19 protein-coding genes are annotated in these 18,192 nt (G+C 47.8%); 4 read left to right on the top strand and 15 right to left on the bottom strand.

From position 1 onward, the window contains the following. Positions 1-34 precede the first annotated feature (34 nt). The 13 genes from hemC to DESLBE_RS26100 all read right to left on the bottom strand — a co-directional run bounded on the left by hemC (position 35) and on the right by DESLBE_RS26100 (position 12,556). A complete protein-coding gene (hemC, locus tag DESLBE_RS26160) occupies positions 35-961 on the bottom strand; it encodes a hydroxymethylbilane synthase (RefSeq protein WP_144678569.1) in 927 nt (308 codons plus the stop codon). 10 nt (positions 962-971) lie between these two features. Continuing rightward, positions 972-2,303 (bottom strand): glutamyl-tRNA reductase, encoded by a 1,332-nt coding sequence (gene hemA / locus DESLBE_RS26155; RefSeq protein ID WP_011460182.1) that lies wholly within the window; start codon positions 2,301-2,303, stop codon positions 972-974. Then, a complete protein-coding gene (locus DESLBE_RS26150) occupies positions 2,279-2,917 on the bottom strand; it encodes a bifunctional precorrin-2 dehydrogenase/sirohydrochlorin ferrochelatase (protein ID WP_005811192.1) in 639 nt (212 codons plus the stop codon). The genes hemA and DESLBE_RS26150 overlap by 25 nt, the downstream gene beginning before the upstream one ends. A 134-nt stretch (positions 2,918-3,051) precedes the next feature. Next, positions 3,052-3,906, bottom strand: a complete 855-nt coding sequence (gene ccsB / locus DESLBE_RS26145) for a c-type cytochrome biogenesis protein CcsB (RefSeq protein WP_011460183.1) — start codon at positions 3,904-3,906, stop codon at positions 3,052-3,054. A gap of 24 nt (positions 3,907-3,930) precedes the next feature. Then, the gene (locus tag DESLBE_RS26140) at positions 3,931-5,235 is read right to left on the bottom strand and encodes a cytochrome c biogenesis protein ResB (protein ID WP_144678568.1); all 1,305 of its coding nucleotides are present in this window, start codon (positions 5,233-5,235) and stop codon (positions 3,931-3,933) included. A gap of 300 nt (positions 5,236-5,535) precedes the next feature. Beyond that, entirely contained in the window at positions 5,536-6,477 is a 942-nt protein-coding gene (nrfD, locus tag DESLBE_RS26135; RefSeq protein WP_005811186.1) for an NrfD/PsrC family molybdoenzyme membrane anchor subunit, read from the bottom strand. Between the two features lie 22 nt (positions 6,478-6,499). Continuing rightward, positions 6,500-7,174, bottom strand: a complete 675-nt coding sequence (locus DESLBE_RS26130; protein WP_005811184.1) for a 4Fe-4S dicluster domain-containing protein — start codon at positions 7,172-7,174, stop codon at positions 6,500-6,502. A gap of 327 nt (positions 7,175-7,501) precedes the next feature. After that, on the bottom strand, positions 7,502-8,470 hold the full coding sequence (locus tag DESLBE_RS26125) for a polyprenyl synthetase family protein (RefSeq protein ID WP_011460185.1): 969 nt from the start codon (positions 8,468-8,470) through the stop codon (positions 7,502-7,504). A 22-nt stretch (positions 8,471-8,492) separates the two neighbouring features. Further along, complete coding sequence (locus DESLBE_RS26120; RefSeq protein ID WP_144678567.1) at positions 8,493-8,897, bottom strand: twin-arginine translocase TatA/TatE family subunit; 405 nt, start codon at positions 8,895-8,897, stop codon at positions 8,493-8,495. Between the two features lie 11 nt (positions 8,898-8,908). Further along, the gene (gene tatC / locus DESLBE_RS26115) at positions 8,909-9,661 is read right to left on the bottom strand and encodes a twin-arginine translocase subunit TatC (protein WP_005811176.1); all 753 of its coding nucleotides are present in this window, start codon (positions 9,659-9,661) and stop codon (positions 8,909-8,911) included. A 126-nt stretch (positions 9,662-9,787) separates the two neighbouring features. After that, positions 9,788-10,543 (bottom strand): polyprenyl synthetase family protein, encoded by a 756-nt coding sequence (locus tag DESLBE_RS26110; RefSeq protein WP_011460187.1) that lies wholly within the window; start codon positions 10,541-10,543, stop codon positions 9,788-9,790. 244 nt (positions 10,544-10,787) lie between these two features. Continuing rightward, positions 10,788-11,165 carry an adenosylmethionine decarboxylase gene (gene speD, locus DESLBE_RS26105; RefSeq protein ID WP_011460188.1) on the bottom strand — a complete coding sequence of 126 codons (378 nt, stop codon included), beginning with the start codon at positions 11,163-11,165 and terminating at the stop codon, positions 10,788-10,790. A 239-nt stretch (positions 11,166-11,404) separates the two neighbouring features. Next, positions 11,405-12,556 (bottom strand): amidohydrolase, encoded by a 1,152-nt coding sequence (locus tag DESLBE_RS26100; protein WP_144678566.1) that lies wholly within the window; start codon positions 12,554-12,556, stop codon positions 11,405-11,407. Between the two features lie 164 nt (positions 12,557-12,720). Between DESLBE_RS26100 and DESLBE_RS26095 the strand changes: the two genes are divergently transcribed. From DESLBE_RS26095 to cybH, 3 genes are read left to right on the top strand one after another with little or no spacing between them, the layout of a single operon-like run. Continuing rightward, positions 12,721-13,800 carry a hydrogenase small subunit gene (locus DESLBE_RS26095; RefSeq protein ID WP_011460190.1) on the top strand — a complete coding sequence of 360 codons (1,080 nt, stop codon included), beginning with the start codon at positions 12,721-12,723 and terminating at the stop codon, positions 13,798-13,800. Between the two features lie 20 nt (positions 13,801-13,820). After that, positions 13,821-15,533 carry a nickel-dependent hydrogenase large subunit gene (locus tag DESLBE_RS26090; protein WP_144678565.1) on the top strand — a complete coding sequence of 571 codons (1,713 nt, stop codon included), beginning with the start codon at positions 13,821-13,823 and terminating at the stop codon, positions 15,531-15,533. A gap of 18 nt (positions 15,534-15,551) precedes the next feature. Further along, positions 15,552-16,274: a Ni/Fe-hydrogenase, b-type cytochrome subunit gene (gene cybH, locus DESLBE_RS26085; protein WP_005811165.1), complete on the top strand. Its 723-nt coding sequence runs from the start codon at positions 15,552-15,554 to the stop codon at positions 16,272-16,274. A gap of 83 nt (positions 16,275-16,357) precedes the next feature. Here the strand turns inward: cybH and DESLBE_RS26080 are convergent, their stop codons facing one another. Continuing rightward, the gene (locus tag DESLBE_RS26080; protein ID WP_015944570.1) at positions 16,358-16,777 is read right to left on the bottom strand and encodes a hypothetical protein; all 420 of its coding nucleotides are present in this window, start codon (positions 16,775-16,777) and stop codon (positions 16,358-16,360) included. 360 nt (positions 16,778-17,137) lie between these two features. On the opposite strand from DESLBE_RS26080, the gene DESLBE_RS26075 reads away from it, so the two are divergent. Beyond that, positions 17,138-17,830: a TerC family protein gene (locus DESLBE_RS26075; RefSeq protein ID WP_026183781.1), complete on the top strand. Its 693-nt coding sequence runs from the start codon at positions 17,138-17,140 to the stop codon at positions 17,828-17,830. A 76-nt stretch (positions 17,831-17,906) separates the two neighbouring features. Here the strand turns inward: DESLBE_RS26075 and DESLBE_RS26070 are convergent, their stop codons facing one another. After that, positions 17,907-18,149 carry a hypothetical protein gene (locus tag DESLBE_RS26070; protein WP_015944572.1) on the bottom strand — a complete coding sequence of 81 codons (243 nt, stop codon included), beginning with the start codon at positions 18,147-18,149 and terminating at the stop codon, positions 17,907-17,909. Between the last annotated feature and the right edge of the window lie 43 nt (positions 18,150-18,192).

Here is an 18,192-nt window from a genome sequence, read left to right as displayed (position 1 = left end):
CTTGCTTGCTGTAGCGTATTATGAGCATAAAAACTTACTTTTCTAAGGGTGTACGAATTTCCTGCAGGATCTCCAGGGCTCCTTGAGCAATCAGCAGATCGGCAGCCTGCCTGCCCAGTTCTTCAGGATGCTCTCCCGACAGAGTGACCTTCAGGATGCGTTGACCGTCCAGGGAAGCGACCATTCCCTTCAGAACAATCTGCTGCTCCTCTGTCACAGCCCAGGCTCCGATGGGAATCTGACAGCCCCCTTCCAAGCGGTAGAGGAGAGCCCGTTCTGCTTTGACGGCTCTTTCCGTATCCCCATGGTTCAGCAGGTCAAGCATTTCCCTGACATCAGCCCGTTGGGCAGCAATCTCCACAGCAATGGCTCCTTGGCCTACTGCTGAAAGCATAATCTCTGCAGAGATGTATTCGGTGATTCGGTCTTCCCAGCCTAAGCGTTTCACACCGGCCGCCGCCAGAACGATACCTGCCATATCGGACTCCTGCAGCTTCCGCCAACGGGTCTGGAGATTGCCGCGCAAATCCGCAAAAGACAGATCGGAGCGATAATTCTGCAGCTGGGCTTTGCGCCTTAAACTGCTGGTGCCGATGATTGAGCCGGCCGGTAATAACCCTAAAGGCGTGCCGTCTTTACTTAAAAAAACATCCCGCGGCTCTTCTCTCTCGCAAAAAGCGGCGATTTCCAATCCTGGGGGCAAGACCGTAGGCAGATCCTTGAGGCTATGAACAGCACAATCAATCTCCCCATTGAGAAGACCAACTTCCAACTCTTTTGTAAAAAGACCCTTGTCGCCGATTTTAGCAAGGGGGACATCAAGAATCTTATCTCCCTTTGTTTTCATGGGGACCAGGACAAACTCTCTTTCCGGGTAATACTCTTCCAGTTTCCTTTTCACCCATTCGGCTTGCCAAAGGGCCAGCTGACTATCCCGTGTACCTATTTTAACGCTTCCCATGTGCTCCCCCTTAACCTTGGTTGGAATGATGACTGGCGGCATGATGAACACTCCACCCCGCATGAGGTGAAAGCTCATTACCATCCAAGTCAAATAAATTCTGAAGTATTTCCGTATAAAGATGACCTTGGCTGGTATTGGCTGCTTCCTTCAAATTGGCAATAGGAGCATGCAGAAGATGAGTTACGATGGAGTTGGCCATGGACCGGATAATCTTCTCCTGTTTCTCATCGATAGGACCCAGTTTATTCAAGGCGCTTTTCAGCATAATCTCCCGGACCTCCTCCCCACGACGCTGCAAAGCAACGATGGTGGGAACTACATACAAAGAATTATGCCACTTCACAAAGCGTCCCATCTCTTCTTCGAGAATCCTCCCAGCCTGCAGGGCTGCTTCCTCCCGGGCTTTTTGATGGGAGTCCACTACTCCCCGCAAATCATCGATGTCAAACAAAGTCACACCTTCTAATTCTCCCACATTGGGATGAATATCCCGGGGTACGGCGATATCGATCAGCAATAAAGCCCGCTGCCGGCGCTGTTCCATAACCCGCCTCATGCGCTCCGGCTTGATGACAAAATGAGCGGCAGCCGTTGCCGAAATAACGATATCGGCTTCGGCCAAGGCCGTATCCAATTCTTCATAAGGAATGGCTCTTCCTGAGAATTCCTCTGCCAAGGCTTGAGCGCGCTGCATAGAACGGTTGGACACCAATACAGTATCCGCTCCGCTGGCCACCAAATGCTTGGCCGTCAGAGCGCTCATCTCGCCCGCCCCTAAAATCAAAATACTCTTGCCTTGCACATCGCCAAAGGTTTGCTTGGCCAACTCTACCGCTGTGTAAGAAACCGAGGTGGGATGCTGGTCAATTTGTGTCTCGGAGCGGACCCTTTTTCCCACTGCCAAGGCATTTTGAAAAATGGCATGAATAATTTTATTGCTTAGATTAAGCTGTGATGATTTTTCGTAGGCCTCCGCTACCTGGCCCAGGATTTGAGTTTCACCCATCACCATGGAGTCCAGGCCGGCGACGACACGGAAAAGATGGCGTACGGAATCATAAAGAGTATGGACATAAAGATATTGATTAATATCTTCTTCGCGAAGCTTCCCATGCCGGGCCAGAAATTTCTTAATCACACTGACTCCCAGTTCCACTTCTGGAGTGGCGGCATAGATCTCCAAACGATTGCAGGTGCTTAACAACACTATCCCGTTTAAGGCGGATAGTTCATTCAATTCCATTAAGGCTTTATTGATCTCCGAAGGATGAAAGCTGACCTTCTCGCGAATCTCTACTGGAGCCGTTTTATGGTTCAACCCAATAGTGATTGGAAACACTTCTGCATTACTCCCTTCGCGTCGTCCAGCCGACCGTTTTTTATAAGTTCAAGCATCTCTCCATCCGTAGCGCGATTCCAAAACTTTTCCTTCTGCTCCGCTGTCAGCCGGGCTTTAACGTCCTTACGCCAGCTTCCCAGCAAAGTCAGGTAATCCTCGTAGGCCTCCCCATAGTGTTCTTCCAGCTCGGCCCGAATCTGCCGGGCGACAATGGGGCTGCTCCCTCCCGTAGAGACGGCAATGCTTAAATCTCCCCGTTCTAATATAGAGGGTACAATAAACGTACATTTCTCCGGATCATCCACCACATTGATCAGGCGCATGGATTTTTGAGCGTCTCCGGCAGCGGCGCTGTTAACCTCCTCGATTTCCGTACAGGAAAATACCAGCACCTCATCCTGCAGATCATCGGCAGAATACTCCTTTTTCTTCCACAGACATCGTTCATCATCCACCAGCTCCACCAATTCAGGGTGAAGCTCGGGTGAGACGATACGAACGACAGCACCATGCTCCAGCAGGGTCTTCACCTTGCGCAAAGCGACTGTTCCTCCGCCCACGACTAAAACCGGCTTATTCTGCAACTCAACATAGATGGGGTAATAATGTGACACGTACAGCCCCCCGCTTCTTTTTTAGAACCCTTAAAATTTAAATCATTCTAATCACATCTTACAACGAAAATCCCAACTAAAAAACAAGCAATTTCTTATGGGATGATTAAGTGTTTTTATGAACAAGCTCTTCTTTAGGCGTAAGAATGCAACCCTGGAAGCAGGTAATTCACCCCAAAGAATGTAAACAACACGGCTGCAAAACCAATGATGGCCATCCAAGCCGCCCGTTTTCCTTTCCAGCCATACATCAAACGGGCATGGAGGTAGGCAGCGTAGATAATCCAAGTGATCAGGGACCAGGTTTCTTTGGGGTCCCAGGACCAGTAGGTGCCCCAGGCATAGTTAGCCCAAATAGCGCCGGTAACGATACACAGGGTCAACATCGGGAAGGCAAAGCCAATCATCTTATAAGCCAGTTCATCCAGAACATTTTCAGGGGGGAAACGGTTGAGCCAGGTTTCTTTTTCATGCTTTTCATGAGAACCGGCGCCGGTTTTAAGCAAATACATGATTCCCAAACCGCAGGAAATAGCAAAGGCTCCATAGGCCAGCATAGCAGTGAACACATGGAAGGTCAACCACTGGCTTTTCAAAGCCGGTGGGATAGCTCCGGCCACTCTTTCCGAAGGGCCCATTTTCATGATAATAAACATAAGCAATATGAAGGTTACAGGCATGACAAAGCTGCCCAGAGCTTTAATCTTATAGCGGAACTCCGCAAAGATATAAATAATGACAATTCCCCAACAGAAGGTAAGAATAAATTCATAACCATTGGTTAATGGCGGCCGTTGCGTAATCACCCAGCGCAAAGCGATGGCCGCTGTATTGGCTATCAGTCCGATGATGGCAGCGAATGTACCCAGGTGGGTAAAGACGTCTTTTTTAGCAGCCATCCCGATCCAATAGAAGACGGTGCTTCCTATGTAAGCTCCAACCATGATATAAAATAAAATGACTTCGAAATTTTCCATGGATCCGCCCAACGATATCGACTCCTTTACACAAAATTATGATATTCCTTCTACTTCAGCAACAATGCGGTCGAACTCTTCTTTGACTCCCATGCTCAGCTTTCCGGTGTAAGCTCCCAAAGTCAAGGTTGCCTCCTGGGTCTCATGATTAGCCTCCAAAACACCTGCTATCCGAACAGGCCGCCAGTAGAAGGATAAAAGCAATCCCACCATTAAAAGGCCGCTTCCCAGCCAGACAATCCCCACTCCGGGATCTGCTTTAATCTGTAATCCTGTGAATGCTATCGCTTTATCAAAGGTTATGGTATAAGCATCCTGGATGTTCTTGGATTCTCCCGGTGTGAGCTGCCCCATATCCAACTGCCTCTGCTCATCAAAAACCTGATAAAGGATCACGGACTCTTGGGGGCTTGTTTTCATGGCCGCCAGCACAAAGTAAAGATTGGTTCCCGGTGCATTAAAATAACCATACCCATTCTGGAGTGCTACCGGAAGGGTCTTATCGCCCATTTCCACAGTAAATTGGGCTCCCGGCGCATAGCTGGATTGGTAGAAGGTTACACCCTTATAGGTCAAGGGATGATTCACAGAAATGGATTGGCGGTGAACCTCTGTACCTGATTCAATGATACTAAGATCGGTATACCAGTTATCCCTCTCTCCGCTGGGCAGAATCCTATCTTCCACCGAATTGATCTTAACCATAAAGTTTTCTTTTACCTGGCCTTTATAGAGGTCAATCTCCTGAATGGGAACCACGCTTCCTTCACCGGCCATCATATACCCTTTAAAGCCGGAGAGGGACCCGATCAGAGCACCAAGGATTAAGATGACAAAAGCAAGATGAGTGATGAAGGAGCCCCAACTGCCCATGCGCCGCTTCTGTGCTGTAAAACTCCATTGACCTTCGCCTGCCGCTTCGGTAAGGCGAAACCCCTTCTTCTTAAGAACTTCCTGAGTTCTTTGTTTTAGGACATCTTCAGTCTGCCCAGATAGTTTGGCGCTAATCTTCTGAGGCAGACTGGACTTATCCCGGGGAGCCTCGGGATTAAATGTCAACTTATAGATTCCCCCAAAACGCTGTACACTACACACAATGAGATTAATACAGAGTAGACCTAATAAGAATTGAAACAAAGGTGAAGAATAGATATGGGTAAACCCTAAAGTTCTCCAAATCTCAGCAACTGCATGTGCTCCTTCGGGATCGAGGGATTCCTGTGGTACCAGAGTTCCTATCCCTGAAACCAGAGCAACGATTCCGAGTAATACCAACCCTGTTTTCATTGAGCTGAAGATGTCCCAAATTTTTTCAATCAATCCGTCAGACCTATTGCTCATAATAACCTCCAGTATAAATTATGGAATTATTCAAAGGATTATTTTATGTATTATTTTACTATATATTCTCAGGTTAGCCTAGGATGAAAGTTTGTTTCACAGAAAAATCACGATTCATTTAGGGTTTCCATAGGATTCCGTAAGGGTTTGTTAAGGGTTGAAAAAGGATTTATTAAGATCTCCCCCATTAAGTTACAAAAAGTACATAAAGTGCAAAAAAGGAAGCAAAGCTCTTCAACCCTGATCACCGGCATTGCGAGCTTTGCCTCCCTATTCTATTCCCAATCTATGAATTCTAAACTACATTAAAGTACCGTTCCAAATAGGCAGTGCTGCAAAGATGACCACATAGCGCAGCACAAATCCCCCCAGAACAACCAAAGCATCGCTGAGCAGGAGCACATTGGCCAATCCTTGTCCTTGCTCTAAGGCCACGGTATTGCCGCTTCCAGCTGCCGCATGCAGAGCATGACCGGTATGAGCGGACCTGCCAAGTTTTCTCACTGCGAAAGCTGAGATCAGCAGAGGCACCACCAGTCCCAGTACCACAAGGAACAGCCAGAACCAAAGCGCCAGCCCGCCGGAAATGGCTTGAGCGGCAGAAGCGGCTTTCACCCCGCCACCGGCATTGGCCACGCTGAAGATAAAGGCGACGAGGATGATCTCAACGCTGACAAGATAGAAGTGAAGCTTGGAAATCTTGTACTCATCGGCATGTACGCCCTTGTCAATGATATTGCCGACCAGGACCGTAATGGAAAGACCTGTGGAAATGGCAGAAACAACGAATAATACCGGCATAACATAGGTATTCCAGAAAGGAATCGCTTCAACCACGGCAACGAGCAAACCTGTGTAAGCACATGTCGAGAAAGCCAGCAGTGCTCCGAGATGCTCTAACGCACCGGGAATCGCTTTTTTCTTCCAGACAAAGAAGGCAACCACTAACCCCACACAGATGAAGAGGGCAAGAATATATACGCCCCAGGTCATGACTGAGGAGAAGTTACTTAAAAGGCCGATGAGCAGCCAGGGTTTCTTTAGTCCCTGACCCAAGTCAAATACTAAAAGCACTGTACCAAAGGCCACGATGGGGGCAGCTATAAAATATCCGGCCCGTTTTAAAGCAGGTGAGTTCCCTAACCAGCCTCTCCCGGCAGCATAAGAAGTGAGGTATGCTCCGGCACCTAAACCACCTAAAAAGAGATATATAACGATTAACCATTGCCAATGAAGATGCATGTTTTTTCCTCCTCCTCTTTCCTTATACCTTCGGAATAATCACTAATGAAGGATTGGTGATGCTGGCCGGCGGCAGACCATTGACTTCCGGAGCTACAGCACCGGGAGTTTTCCTCAGTTCAGTAATATCACCATAGGTTAATGCACCGGTCGGGCATGCGGATACACAGGCAGGTTTGCCCCCCTGGTCCTGAATCTCGGCACAGAAACTGCATTTAGTTACTGCTCCAGTACCGGACTTAACAAACTGTGGTGCATGGTAAGGGCAGGCATAGAGGCAATAGGCACAGCCCACGCATTTCTTCGTATTATGGGCTACAATACCGTCTTTATCCCGTTTCGTATAGGCTTTGACAGGGCATACTGCCATACAGGCAGGATCGGCACAGTGATTGCAGCTCATCGAGAGATACACCTTGTTGCTTGCCGGCTCTGCTACATATACCTTACGCCATTCGGCACCGGGCTCCCATTTGTTCGTTTCTTTACATGCTTTGGCGCATAACTTACAATTAATGCATTTTGTTTGGTCATACATAAAACCTAATTGCTTGGATTCACTCGACTCCGTTCCTGCAGCCTTAACACTCGCTTCTTTCAAACTTCCCATCGGCACACCAACTGCCACGGCAGCTGCGGTTAAAGCCCCGATTTTTAAAGCTGTACGACGTGTTAGTTTTACATCGAGCTTTGACACATGGAACAACCCCTTTCTCTAATTCCCTCTAGTACTTACCCATTTTTTCACACAAAAAGCTCCGGCATATTATATTTATTTATTAGTTCATAACCTTTGCCTTTGCTTCTTGTCTTCGTAATAAAGAATACCATAGAAATTATTTATTGCAAAGTATTAGCTTTCGGTAATTTTTGCATTCTCATTACTATTTCACTAAAAATTCACAATTATAAACCTATCGAAAAGACCGAAGTCCATCAGCTCCAGGCTGATTTCTTTCGGTCCAGTGTTCATTGGGGCAAATTAGATGCAAGTGCAATAAATTTTACCTATCTTTAATATACCCTAAAACTTGCGTTCCTTCACAAAATAAGCCAAATCCACGAGAGCCTTCCGGGTCGGTACATTGGGCAGCTCTTGAAGGTAAGAATTGGCTTTACTTATATATAAGTCCACATAGTGCATGGAGTCAGCAATTGCTCCGGAGTCTTTGATCATTTTAATGGCCTCTCTGACGTCATCCTCATCCTTCTCCGGTTTGACCAGCAATTCATGCAGACGCTCCCTCTCCCCGGATTGATGCAGGGCAAGAATCAAAGGCAGGGTCATAATTCCTTGACGGATATCTCCTCCCACAGGCTTGCCCAGTTCGGAGGCTTCAGCGGTGACATCCAGGACATCATCGACGATTTGAAAAGCCATACCCAGAGCGTGTCCGTAAGCACCCAGAGCCCAAACCTCCCGCCGCGGAGCAGCAGAAACCAGAGCACCCAGTTTGCAACTGGCCGAAATAAGCATGGCCGTTTTACGCTTAATACGATAATAATACTGTTTCAAGTTCTGATTGACATCATTGGAAGCTTTAATCTGTTGGATCTCTCCCTGGCTCATTTCCACACTGACTTCAGCAAGAATCTTGGACACTTCAGGATGATTAATCTGAGCAAGCAGCTCCAGCGCTTTAGCCAATAGGTAATCCCCGGTAGCAATCGAAACTACATTTCCCCATTTTGCTTTAACTGTCGGCCGTCCCCGCCGGGTCATTGACGCGTCTACTACATCGTCATGAACCAGAGTGGCCATGTGAATCAATTCTAAAGCCATAGCCACCGGAAGGAGCCTGTCAATGGGATAGCCATAGAATTTTCCTGCTAAAAGGGTAAAAGCCGGGCGCAACCGCTTCCCACCGGCTTCCAGTAGTTGAACAGCGGATTGATCCAGTATAGGAAAATCTGTTTTTATATAAGCATGAAGTTCTTTCTCAACCCTCTGCAGATCGGAGTTGATTTGGTTAAAAAGCCAAAGTTGTTTCAATCTTGGTTCACCTGCTTGCACCCTATTTTTCGTAGGACACCATGTCTTGTGGGAGTTCCGCAAGGGGATCCTCATCATAGGTTAATAATTCTTCGTCATCTTTATTGGGTGTTGCATTCTCATCCTTGGGCGTATCTGCAGCTTCCGGTGCAACCGCTGCCGCGGTTGAAGGGGCTGCCGCTGCCGTCTTTGTCACTTCCTGGGTGCTTTTCTTGGGTGCCGGGGTTTTCAGTGTGTCATCCAAGGTCTTCTTGAGGACATTGCTGGGGGTATTCACAGCATCCTGAAACTCTTTTGTCATATCTCCGGCAATTTTCTTAACCTCAAAAACCACTTTGCCAATGGCACGAGCCACGTCGGGAAGATCTTCAGGGCCAAATAATACCAAGGCAATAACCATTAATATAATAAGTTCATTAAAACTCATCTCTTACCCCCCTATCCTTCCAGCGCTTTCTCTCGTTTTCGTGCCACAATGTAACCGAGCCAAATACTAGCCTCATACAGCATATAGGTGGGCAGCACCATGAGTCCCTGAGTCATAATCTCAGGAGTAGGTGAAATGAGCATAACCACCACGACAATCCCAAAGAAGGCATACTTCCTCTTTTTAGCCAGACTATCCGGGGAGAGGACGCCAATACGAATCAAAAGCAGCAGGATAACAGGGAGTTGGAAAATCAAACCGAAGCTTAAAAGAAAACGGATAATAAAGGATAAATACGACGCTTTTGTCACTAAGGTAGTTGAAGTGACAACAGCTTGGCCGGTAAACAGCAGGAATTTAAGCCCGATAGGAATAACAAAGAGAAAAGCAAAAGCAATACCGGCCAACATCAGGATAACCGAGCTGGGTACAATCATATAAAGGTATTTCTTTTCATTTTGCTTTAAGGCCGGGAGAATAAAACTCCAAATCTGCCAGATAATTATTGGCAAAGCAATGACTACCCCTACGACAATAGATACTTTCAGCTTAACCATGATGGGTTCCATGGGGGTAGTTGTAATTAATTCTATACCCAGTTGAATCACTGGATTGGCAAGGAATGCGTAAACCTGATCGCTGTATATCCATCCGACAACCGTACCTAAAATGACTCCGTATGCTGCAAATAAGAAAACTTTGCGTAATGCGCTAATATGCTCCATAAGCGGCATATTTTCGTCCACACGTTTCCGCCTGCGCATCCCCACACATCCTTCCCATAATCCTTCTACTTTTATTCAGCACGCATTTTTGAAATAATTGCGACTTCTAAGTTCTCTTCAATTTTAGCACGGAATTGCTTTGCTGACAAAGACAACCCTGTTTTGCTATCTATAATTCAACTCCAGAGTTTTAACCTGTACATTGCTTTCAATATAATCGATTAATTGATTTAAAGAATGATTTCTGTGATCGGGGAGCTCCCGGAGAATCGATCTGGCCTCAGTCAGCGCAAAGTCAACCACCCCGCCCGACCTTCGTTCTTGAGACGCCGCCCAGGCAATCCCCAAATTCCAGCCTATGGTCTCACATTGCTCCTGCACCTTCAGCGGACAGCCAGCCAGCTCCGCCCCCAACCGTGCCGCAAGGCCGGTCAGAGATGCTCTTTCCATCTCAATAGTTCTTATATATTCGCCATCACTTACTTTTTTATCCCTCGACAACCAACGGATGATTGCTCCTTGATTCATATTTTCAATAACCTTAGCCAAAGGGGCCAGGAAATGGAGCATTTTCTCTTTACACAAACTCAGAAAAAACTTTCCATAAAGAAAATCTCCTACAAGAACCGGGAATTGTCGTTTACTTTCTTCCAGATCCGGATCATCCTTCATCAGGCGATGAACCTGATCGGCCATAAATATGTATTGAAAGATTGTGGCCAGGCCAATAGCTGAACGAGCGGCACCGCCAAAGGTTTGGCTCACAGCAAGGACAATCAGCGGGCAGGCGTTATTCTCAAGTTCACCAAAATTCAATTCCACAAGTTCGTCAAATTCAGCAGCCTTGAGCTTGATTTCACGTCGAAGGGTTCTTTTTATTTCTTCAAGCTCCTCCTTGAAGTGTTCAGACAGTAGCAACAAGGCAATCTCTCCTTAATATTTGAGGCTAATCTAAGTAATATTCGAGGCTTTTCATCAAAATCCTGCCCCTGTCAAGGTTCCTGGGATCAATAACATTATTTTTTACAAGTTCATATAAATCATCCCGCAATTACTTAGCAAATATTGACATTCCATCATTCAAAACAATAGACCTTGTAACTTTCCCGTCACAAGGTCTATTATGCCAGCCTTATCTCAGTCTGGAATAAAATAAATATCCCTCCTAAAGATTTACCGCTTCTTTTGGATCTTCCACCAGTCCACGTTTCATTTCCGTAGCTGTCATATGACCTGCTTTAAATTGCTCGGTCAAATAATTACAGGCATCCCAGGGATTGACCTGATCCCCGCATGTGAATACGTCGACTGCCGCATAACCAAGTTCCGGCCATGTATGGATGGCTAGATGGGATTCGGAAATGACCACCACACCACTCACACCTTGCGGGCTGAACTTATGAAATACCACCTCGCGTACTTCTGCGCCTGCTTCCAGGGCTGCGTTGACCATGATTGCTTCGACTTCTTCGCGGTTATTAAGAATCTCAAAACTGCAACCATAGATTTCAGCCAACACATGACGTCCCAGAGAATTGCTCATTTTGTCATCTTTGCCCCCTTTACAAAAGCAAAATGGAAGGAATCCGAGCCGAACCCAACGTCCGGTGACCCAAATTCCTATCGAAAACAATTGTAGCACAATGTGGCCGCTTGTCAATAAAAAAGTGAACTTTATCCCATAAAACCCTTTATTCCGCTCCAATTCCGGAATATGACGAACTCTCTGCCGCTTTGCTCCCCATTTCTCAGGTTTTCACTTTTATCTTATGATAGTCAGAGTCATTGGGCCGAGTAGACAATCTTCCCATCAATGATCGTCTGCAGAACTTTAGCGTTAATACTCAGCGGTTCCTGATCATAGACCACCAGATCGGCGTCATACCCTTCGGCGATTCTGCCGATACGGTCATCACATCCCAGAATCTCAGCCGGATTGACCGTCAGACATTTGAGAGCATCTTTTGGGGAGAGGCCTTCGGCCACAGCCAGGATGGCTATGGTCCGCAATTGCTCGATAGAGTTGTAGGGATGATCGGTGATCAGGGCCACCTTTAACCCTGAGTCCATCAATTTAAGAGCTGAAGCATAATTCCTGTTGCGCAGCTCCATCTTGATGCGGGGGGTCAGCATGGGGCCCAAAGCTACCGCGACTTTCTTTTCAAACAGGTAGTCGGCAATCAGATCCGCTTCTGTGCCGTGCTCGATCACTAGTTTTTCGATCTTAAATTCTTCCGCAATGCGCACAGCGGTTATGATGTCATCAGCGCGATGAGCATGGGCCCGCAGGGGGATTTCACCCCTTAAGAGGGGAATCACAGCCTCCAGCTTGACATCACGCTTTTTCACTTTATCCGCCTTTTTTAAGCTCATATAATCCTGAGCTTGCATGAACAGTTCACGAATCAGAGAGGCCGTCCCCATCCGGGTCACCGGGGATTTTTTATCTGCACCATAGGTGGTGAGAGGATTTTCTCCCAGGGCTATCTTCAGACCTACCGGATTCTTAATCACCATCTGATCGATGATTCGCCCCGCAGTCTTGAAAGCCATGTTGAGGCCCCCAACCGGGTTATCGCTTCCCGGTCCGGACATGACGGTGGTGATGCCATGACGAACCGCATCCTTAAAGGCTATGTCCATGGGATTCACCCCATCGATTGCTCTCAGATTCGGAGTAATGGGATCCGATATTTCATTATTATCCACACCGATTTTTCCTGTTGCTTCCTCGATAATCCCCAGATGAGTATGACAGTCAATCCATCCCGGCAGAATATAGCCCTCCCGCACATCAAGAACCGGGATTCCTTTCTCTCTTTCGATTACCGGCCTCACCTCTTTGATTTTGCTGTGCTTAATGAGAATATCAGCCTTAAAATAATCCTCTTGTTCATGAAGCCATACCAACCCGTTTTTAATAAGAAGACTCATCCCTTCACCTTCTCCATCAATTTAGCCTTTCTTAGTATTGCCGGAATAACCAAGATTGAACACATGCAGAGCATTGGCTTGAGGACAGAAGCGGCCGTCTTATGTATAATTTACCACTTTATGCAAAACAATAGGTTGAATTACAGCGTCAGGGAGGGATAATCTTGGGCGAGGATACCTATTATAGCTGGGCCCGCCGCAGAGGCATATCACGGCGTGACTTCCTAAAATTCTGTACACTCACCGCGGCTATGCTGGGTCTTGATTCTTCAGCTGTCCCCAAAATAGTCAAAGCGCTGGAAACAAAACCCCGGGTTCCGGTGATTTATTTAAATCTACAGGAATGCACATGTTGCAGCGAATCGTTTCTGCGCAGTGCTCATCCCCTGATTTCTGATCTCATCTTGAATATGATATCCCTGGATTATATGGAAGTTATCCAGGCTGCTGCAGGAATACAGGCTGAGTCCGCCCGGCTCAAGGCCATGCAGGATTATTATGGACACTATGTCTTAGTGGTCGAAGGCAGCGCCACTTTAGGGGACGGCGGGGTCTACTGTACCATTGGCGGAATGACCGCCAATGATCTTCTCAAGGAATGTGCCGATGGAGCGGCCGCAGTCATTGCTTATGGCTCCTGTGCCACCAATGCCTGTATTCAAGGGGCTTACCCCAATCCTACGGAAGCCGTTCCCATCCGCCGTATTGTCAAAAACAAACCGGTCATCGATGTACCGGGATGCCCGCCCATCGCTGAAGTGATCACCGGAACCATCGTGCATTATCTGACCTTTGGCGAGATTCCTGAACTAACCAGTCAGGGCCGCCCCAAAGCTTTCTATTCCAAGCGGGTTCACGACGGGTGTACCCGGCGGGCTTTCTTTGATGCCGGTCAATTTGTGGAGCAGTTTGATGATGAAGGAGCTAAAAAAGGGTGGTGCCTCTACAAGATGGGGTGTAAAGGGCCCGTGGCTTACAATGCTTGTGCGGTCATGGAATGGAATGGGGGTATCAGCTTCCCTGTGAAATCAGGTCATCCTTGTATGGCTTGCTCCGAAAATAACTGGTACGATACCAGCACACCCTTTTATACTCATCTGGCGGACATCCCCAATAATGCCATCGGCAAAAATCCCGACGAACTGGGCCTGGCCGCTCTGGGAGTGGCCGGAGTCGGCGTGGTAGCCCATGCCGCGGCGACCATTGCCACCAAAACCAGTGAGAAAAGACAAAAACAGGAATAGTAAAGAAAGGTTTGGAATCTATGGCTACAAGAATTGTCGTTGATCCCCTGACCCGGGTAGAAGGGCATTTAAGAATCGAAGCTGTGGTTGAAGGAACTCAAATCACTGAAGCCTTAAGCTCGGGAACTATCTTTCGAGGCATTGAAAAAATCGTCGAGAACCGGGACCCCAGAGATGTTTGGTCCTTTGTCCAAAGAATCTGCGGCGTCTGCACCCACATTCATGCCCTCACCTCCATCCGTGCCGTTGAAGATGCTCTTGACTACCGGATTCCCAAGAATGCCAACATCATCCGCAATATCATGACCCTTACCCAAATGGTTCATGATCATGTGGTTCATTTCTATCATTTGCATGGTTTCGACTGGGTGGATGTTCTCAGTGCTCTTAAAGCCGATCCCAAAGCCACCAGCGAATTGGCCATGTCCCTGTCGGATTGGCCCAACTCCTCAGCAGGCTACTTCCGGGATGTCCAGAACAAAGTCAAGGGGCTGGTGGAGAGCGGGCAGTTAGGAATTTTCGCCAATGCCTATTGGGGGCATCCCGCTTACCGTCTCCCACCTGAAGCCAATTTGCTGGCGGTGGCTCATTATATTGAAGCTCTTAATTGGCAGAAAGAAATCGTCAAAATCCACACCATCTTTGGCGGCAAAAACCCTCACCCTAATTATTGTGTGGGAGGTCATCCCTCCACTATCAATATGAATGATGTTCATGTGATCAATATGGAACGATTAAATCTCGTCAAGTCCAAAATCGATGAGGCCCAAACTTTCGTGGATAAAGTCCTCCTTCCCGATCTCTTTGCTATTGCCGGCTTCTACAAAGGGGATTTATGGGGAGGCGGCATCGGCAATTTCCTTTGCTACGGCGGTGTCCCGATGACCGATATTCGGGAGCCTGATTCCTTCCTCTTCCCCAATGGTGCCGTCTTAAATCGGGATCTGAGCAAAGTCTATGATGTAGACTTAAAAGACCCCGAACACATCAAAGAATTCGTCAGTCATTCCTGGTACCAATACGACGATCCTCAGGCCGGGCTGCATCCCTGGCAGGGCAAGACTGCTCCGGCTTATGACGGGCCAAGACCGCCCTACCATAATCTCGATGAGAATAAAAAATACAGCTGGATCAAAACTCCCCATTGGCAGGGGCATCCCATGGAAGTGGGTCCCCTGGCCCGTTTTGTGGTGGGCTATGCCCGGGGCAATAAGCCCATCAAGGGGTTGGTGGACGATGCTTTACAGCGCTTAGACCTTCCCATTACCGCTTTATTCTCTACTTTGGGCAGGACCTTGGCCAGGGCCCTGGAGGCTAAACTTTCTGTAGATCATTTAGCCGGATTTTACGCGGATTTGCTGGCTAATATTAAAGCAGGGGACAGTCAAACCTTCAATCCGGAGAAATGGGAACCCAGCCGTTGGCCGGCCACTGCTCAAGGAGTTGGCTTTGCCGAAGCCCCCCGGGGTGCTCTGGCCCACTGGGTCAAAATCCGTGACGGCAAAGTGGAAAGCTATCAGGCAGTGGTCCCAACTACCTGGAACGCCGCTCCCCGGGATGAGAAAGGGGTCAAAGGCCCTTACGAAGCCTCCCTCCTGGATACCCCTGTGGCCGTTCCGGATCAGCCCCTGGAGCTGCTGCGGACCATCCACTCCTTCGATCCTTGTTTAGCCTGCGCGACTCATCTCATCTCTCCGGCAGGAGAAGAATTAGCCAAAGTAAAAGTTCTCTAGACAAAGGATGTGTGCCCCATGGCTGAAGCCAAAAACTATCAACCTGATGGGAGTCCCTCAAAACTCCGCTCTCCTATCTACGTGTGGCAATGGCCGGTCAGATTCTTCCACTGGATCAATGCCGCCGCCATCGTGGTTCTGTTTATAACCGGGCTGTATATTGGCAATCCCATCCTGAGCTCTCCCGGGGAAGCGGTGGGAAATTTCTTCATGGGCAATATGCGCTATTGGCATGGGATAACTGCTTATATCTTTACAGCCAATCTTCTCTTCCGCCTGTATTGGTTTGTGGTCGGCAATGAGTTCGCCAAGCTGCGGTTTTGGCGCAAAGAGTTCTGGCAGGATGCCGTAGCCACTCTAAAATACTATCTCTTTTTAACCCGTGAACATACAACCCATGTCGGGCATAATTCCATGGCTCAATTGATGTATCTTGTCTTCATCTGGGTGGCCAGTCTGGTCATGATCCTGACCGGTTTTGCCATGAGAGCCACCGCCACGCCCAGTGGAGCTCTCGGTCTTTTTTCCTGGCTGATCCCGGCGATAGGCAGTGAAAGTCAAGTCAGAATGATCCATCACCTGTTTGCCTGGGGCTATGCCGCCTTTCTCCTCGGCCATCTCTATATGGTCTTTCGTCAGGATATTTTGGATGATGATGGTACTGTCTCCTCCATGATCAGCGGCTATAAATATGAACTCCCCGAAACCGTCAAGCCGGAGGATCATCCCCCTTCTCCCTGACATCCATAAATGGCGGCTGTGGGGCAGCCTTTTCCTGCCGGGTTAATGAAGTTAAGGGACACCGAAGTGTCCCCTGCTTGTTTCTAGCTGATAACTTTGCCGGATATCGTAGCTGGGCCTGTGACGGCAATGTCCCCTTGAGCGGGCTGAAGGTTATAAACCAACACTTGGTAAACATGATGACCGACCGTTACATCGGTCAGAACCGTTTGGAAGGCTGCCAACATTTCCACCGGTTCATCGTCACCGTCTGCAAGGGCTTCCTGGTGAGCAGCCCCTACTTCGAGCCCATCCTGCAAAACGACCAGTCTAAGGGTGGGTTGAAAATCGGCAATGGTATTCACAACCTGCCAGCCAACAGATGTCTGCAATTCTACAAAATTGGCTGGTTCGGGTACAGAAAGACCGAACTCCAGAATTAATGTTGGTATGCCTGTGAGCGGCACAAAAGTTGCCTCTGCTTCGTTGGTTATGATGCTTCTGTTGTAACTTAATAACGCCATTTCCGTTTCTCCTCTCCAATACCTAATAGTAGGAATAATCTCTATTCCATTATCAGCATATTAACGAAGCGGAAATTGGTGTGACTACGAAAAAACTTTTGAGGAATCTTGAAGATTGTCCTCAGCCTTGCTATACTAAAATCATTAAGTCCAAAGGGGAGTAGCTGTACAGCAAAGTCGTCATTCACGGACTAAAAGTCCCGGCTTTGTTGGCAACACAGTTGTTAGCGAGACCTTTGCCCATCCGGGTAAAGGTTTTTTTTATGCCCGCATTCCTGACAACTGCTCCTTATACCGCTGCTGTTAAAGGCTTATTCCATTCTGGTACTGAAAAAAATAAAAAGAGAGAAGATGAAAGAAATGGAGTTCTTTAGCCCGGAGTTTTTCTCAGCCGTACTATCCATCGTACTTATGGACCTGGTTCTTGGCGGTGATAATGCCATTGTCATCGGCATGGCAGCGCGAAACCTACCCCGTGACTCCCAGAAAAAAGTGATTCTGATCGGTACTGGTGGGGCAATCCTGATCCGCTCTTTAGCGACCATCGTGGCTGTCTGGTTATTAAAGATTCCCGGTTTAATGTTTGTAGGCGGTGTTCTCCTGGTTTGGATGGCTTACAACCTCCTTACCGATGATAAAGAAGGGGAGCATGTAGCAAGTGCTGCGAATTTCTGGGGAGCCATCCGCACAATTATTATTGCCGACTTTATTATGGGGCTGGATAATATTTTAGCCGTAGCAGGCGCTTCTCACGGAAGTCCCTTTCTGGTTATTTTCGGACTGTGCATCAGTATCCCTATCGTGGTCTGGGGAAGCACCCTTGTTATCAAGGCCATCAACCGCTTTCCGATCATTATTCCCCTCGGCGCTGCAGTCATAACCCACACAGCCGTAACTATGTTGGTGGGTGAACCTTATGTAAAGCATTTCATTGGTGAAAGCGCCCTCCTTGAATGGGGCCTCAGTGCCGTCTTTATAACTATCGTCCTGCTTCTTGGTCACCAAAAAAATAAGAAAAAGGCTCTGCAGACTACCCAACACCATGCAGCCTAGTATACATAAAGGAAGCGTGCCCTGCCCGGGCACGCTTCCTTTATGCCTTATTTGCCAACCTGGATTCTCAGCGGACTTAATCTTCCACATCGATATCCAGGGCCGATATGGCCATCCAGTATCCCTGCCAAATAGCCAGGACCTGCTTGCCCACATTATTATACTCTAAGTTGATGGCCATCAAATCATCGATCATGACAGCCAGTTCCCTGTCAATACGCTCTCTCATTCCCATTTGACTCTCCTGTTTGGCTACGTGAACAAAACGCATATAAGTAAAATCTGCCTCCACAAATTTGTTAAAGTCCAGCCTCTTCAATACATTCCTCATCCTTCCTTAGCCTAATCACATCATAACTATC

Source organism: Desulfitobacterium sp. LBE, from assembly GCF_007830365.1.
In the GTDB taxonomy this organism is placed as follows: Bacteria; Bacillota; Desulfitobacteriia; order Desulfitobacteriales; family Desulfitobacteriaceae; genus Desulfitobacterium; species Desulfitobacterium hafniense.
Note: the sequence above shows the minus strand (reverse complement) of the source record. Positions and strands in the feature narration are given on the sequence as shown.

What these genes read in the sequence shown, in the direction of transcription:
- speD (WP_011460188.1), bottom strand. Translation starts at nt 11,165, where the DNA reads ATGAGCAATTCTCTGGGACGTCATGTGTTGGCTGAAATCTATGGTTGC.
- nrfD (WP_005811186.1), bottom strand. Translation starts at nt 6,477, where the DNA reads ATGCATCTTCATTGGCAATGGTTAATCGTTATATATCTCTTTTTAGGT.
- cybH (WP_005811165.1), top strand. Translation starts at nt 15,552, where the DNA reads ATGGCTGAAGCCAAAAACTATCAACCTGATGGGAGTCCCTCAAAACTC.
- DESLBE_RS26100 (WP_144678566.1), bottom strand. Translation starts at nt 12,556, where the DNA reads ATGAGTCTTCTTATTAAAAACGGGTTGGTATGGCTTCATGAACAAGAG.
- DESLBE_RS26075 (WP_026183781.1), top strand. Translation starts at nt 17,138, where the DNA reads ATGGAGTTCTTTAGCCCGGAGTTTTTCTCAGCCGTACTATCCATCGTA.
- DESLBE_RS26120 (WP_144678567.1), bottom strand. Translation starts at nt 8,897, where the DNA reads ATGAGTTTTAATGAACTTATTATATTAATGGTTATTGCCTTGGTATTA.
- DESLBE_RS26090 (WP_144678565.1), top strand. Translation starts at nt 13,821, where the DNA reads ATGGCTACAAGAATTGTCGTTGATCCCCTGACCCGGGTAGAAGGGCAT.
- DESLBE_RS26080 (WP_015944570.1), bottom strand. Translation starts at nt 16,777, where the DNA reads ATGGCGTTATTAAGTTACAACAGAAGCATCATAACCAACGAAGCAGAG.
- tatC (WP_005811176.1), bottom strand. Translation starts at nt 9,661, where the DNA reads ATGCGCAGGCGGAAACGTGTGGACGAAAATATGCCGCTTATGGAGCAT.
- hemC (WP_144678569.1), bottom strand. Translation starts at nt 961, where the DNA reads ATGGGAAGCGTTAAAATAGGTACACGGGATAGTCAGCTGGCCCTTTGG.
- DESLBE_RS26140 (WP_144678568.1), bottom strand. Translation starts at nt 5,235, where the DNA reads ATGAGCAATAGGTCTGACGGATTGATTGAAAAAATTTGGGACATCTTC.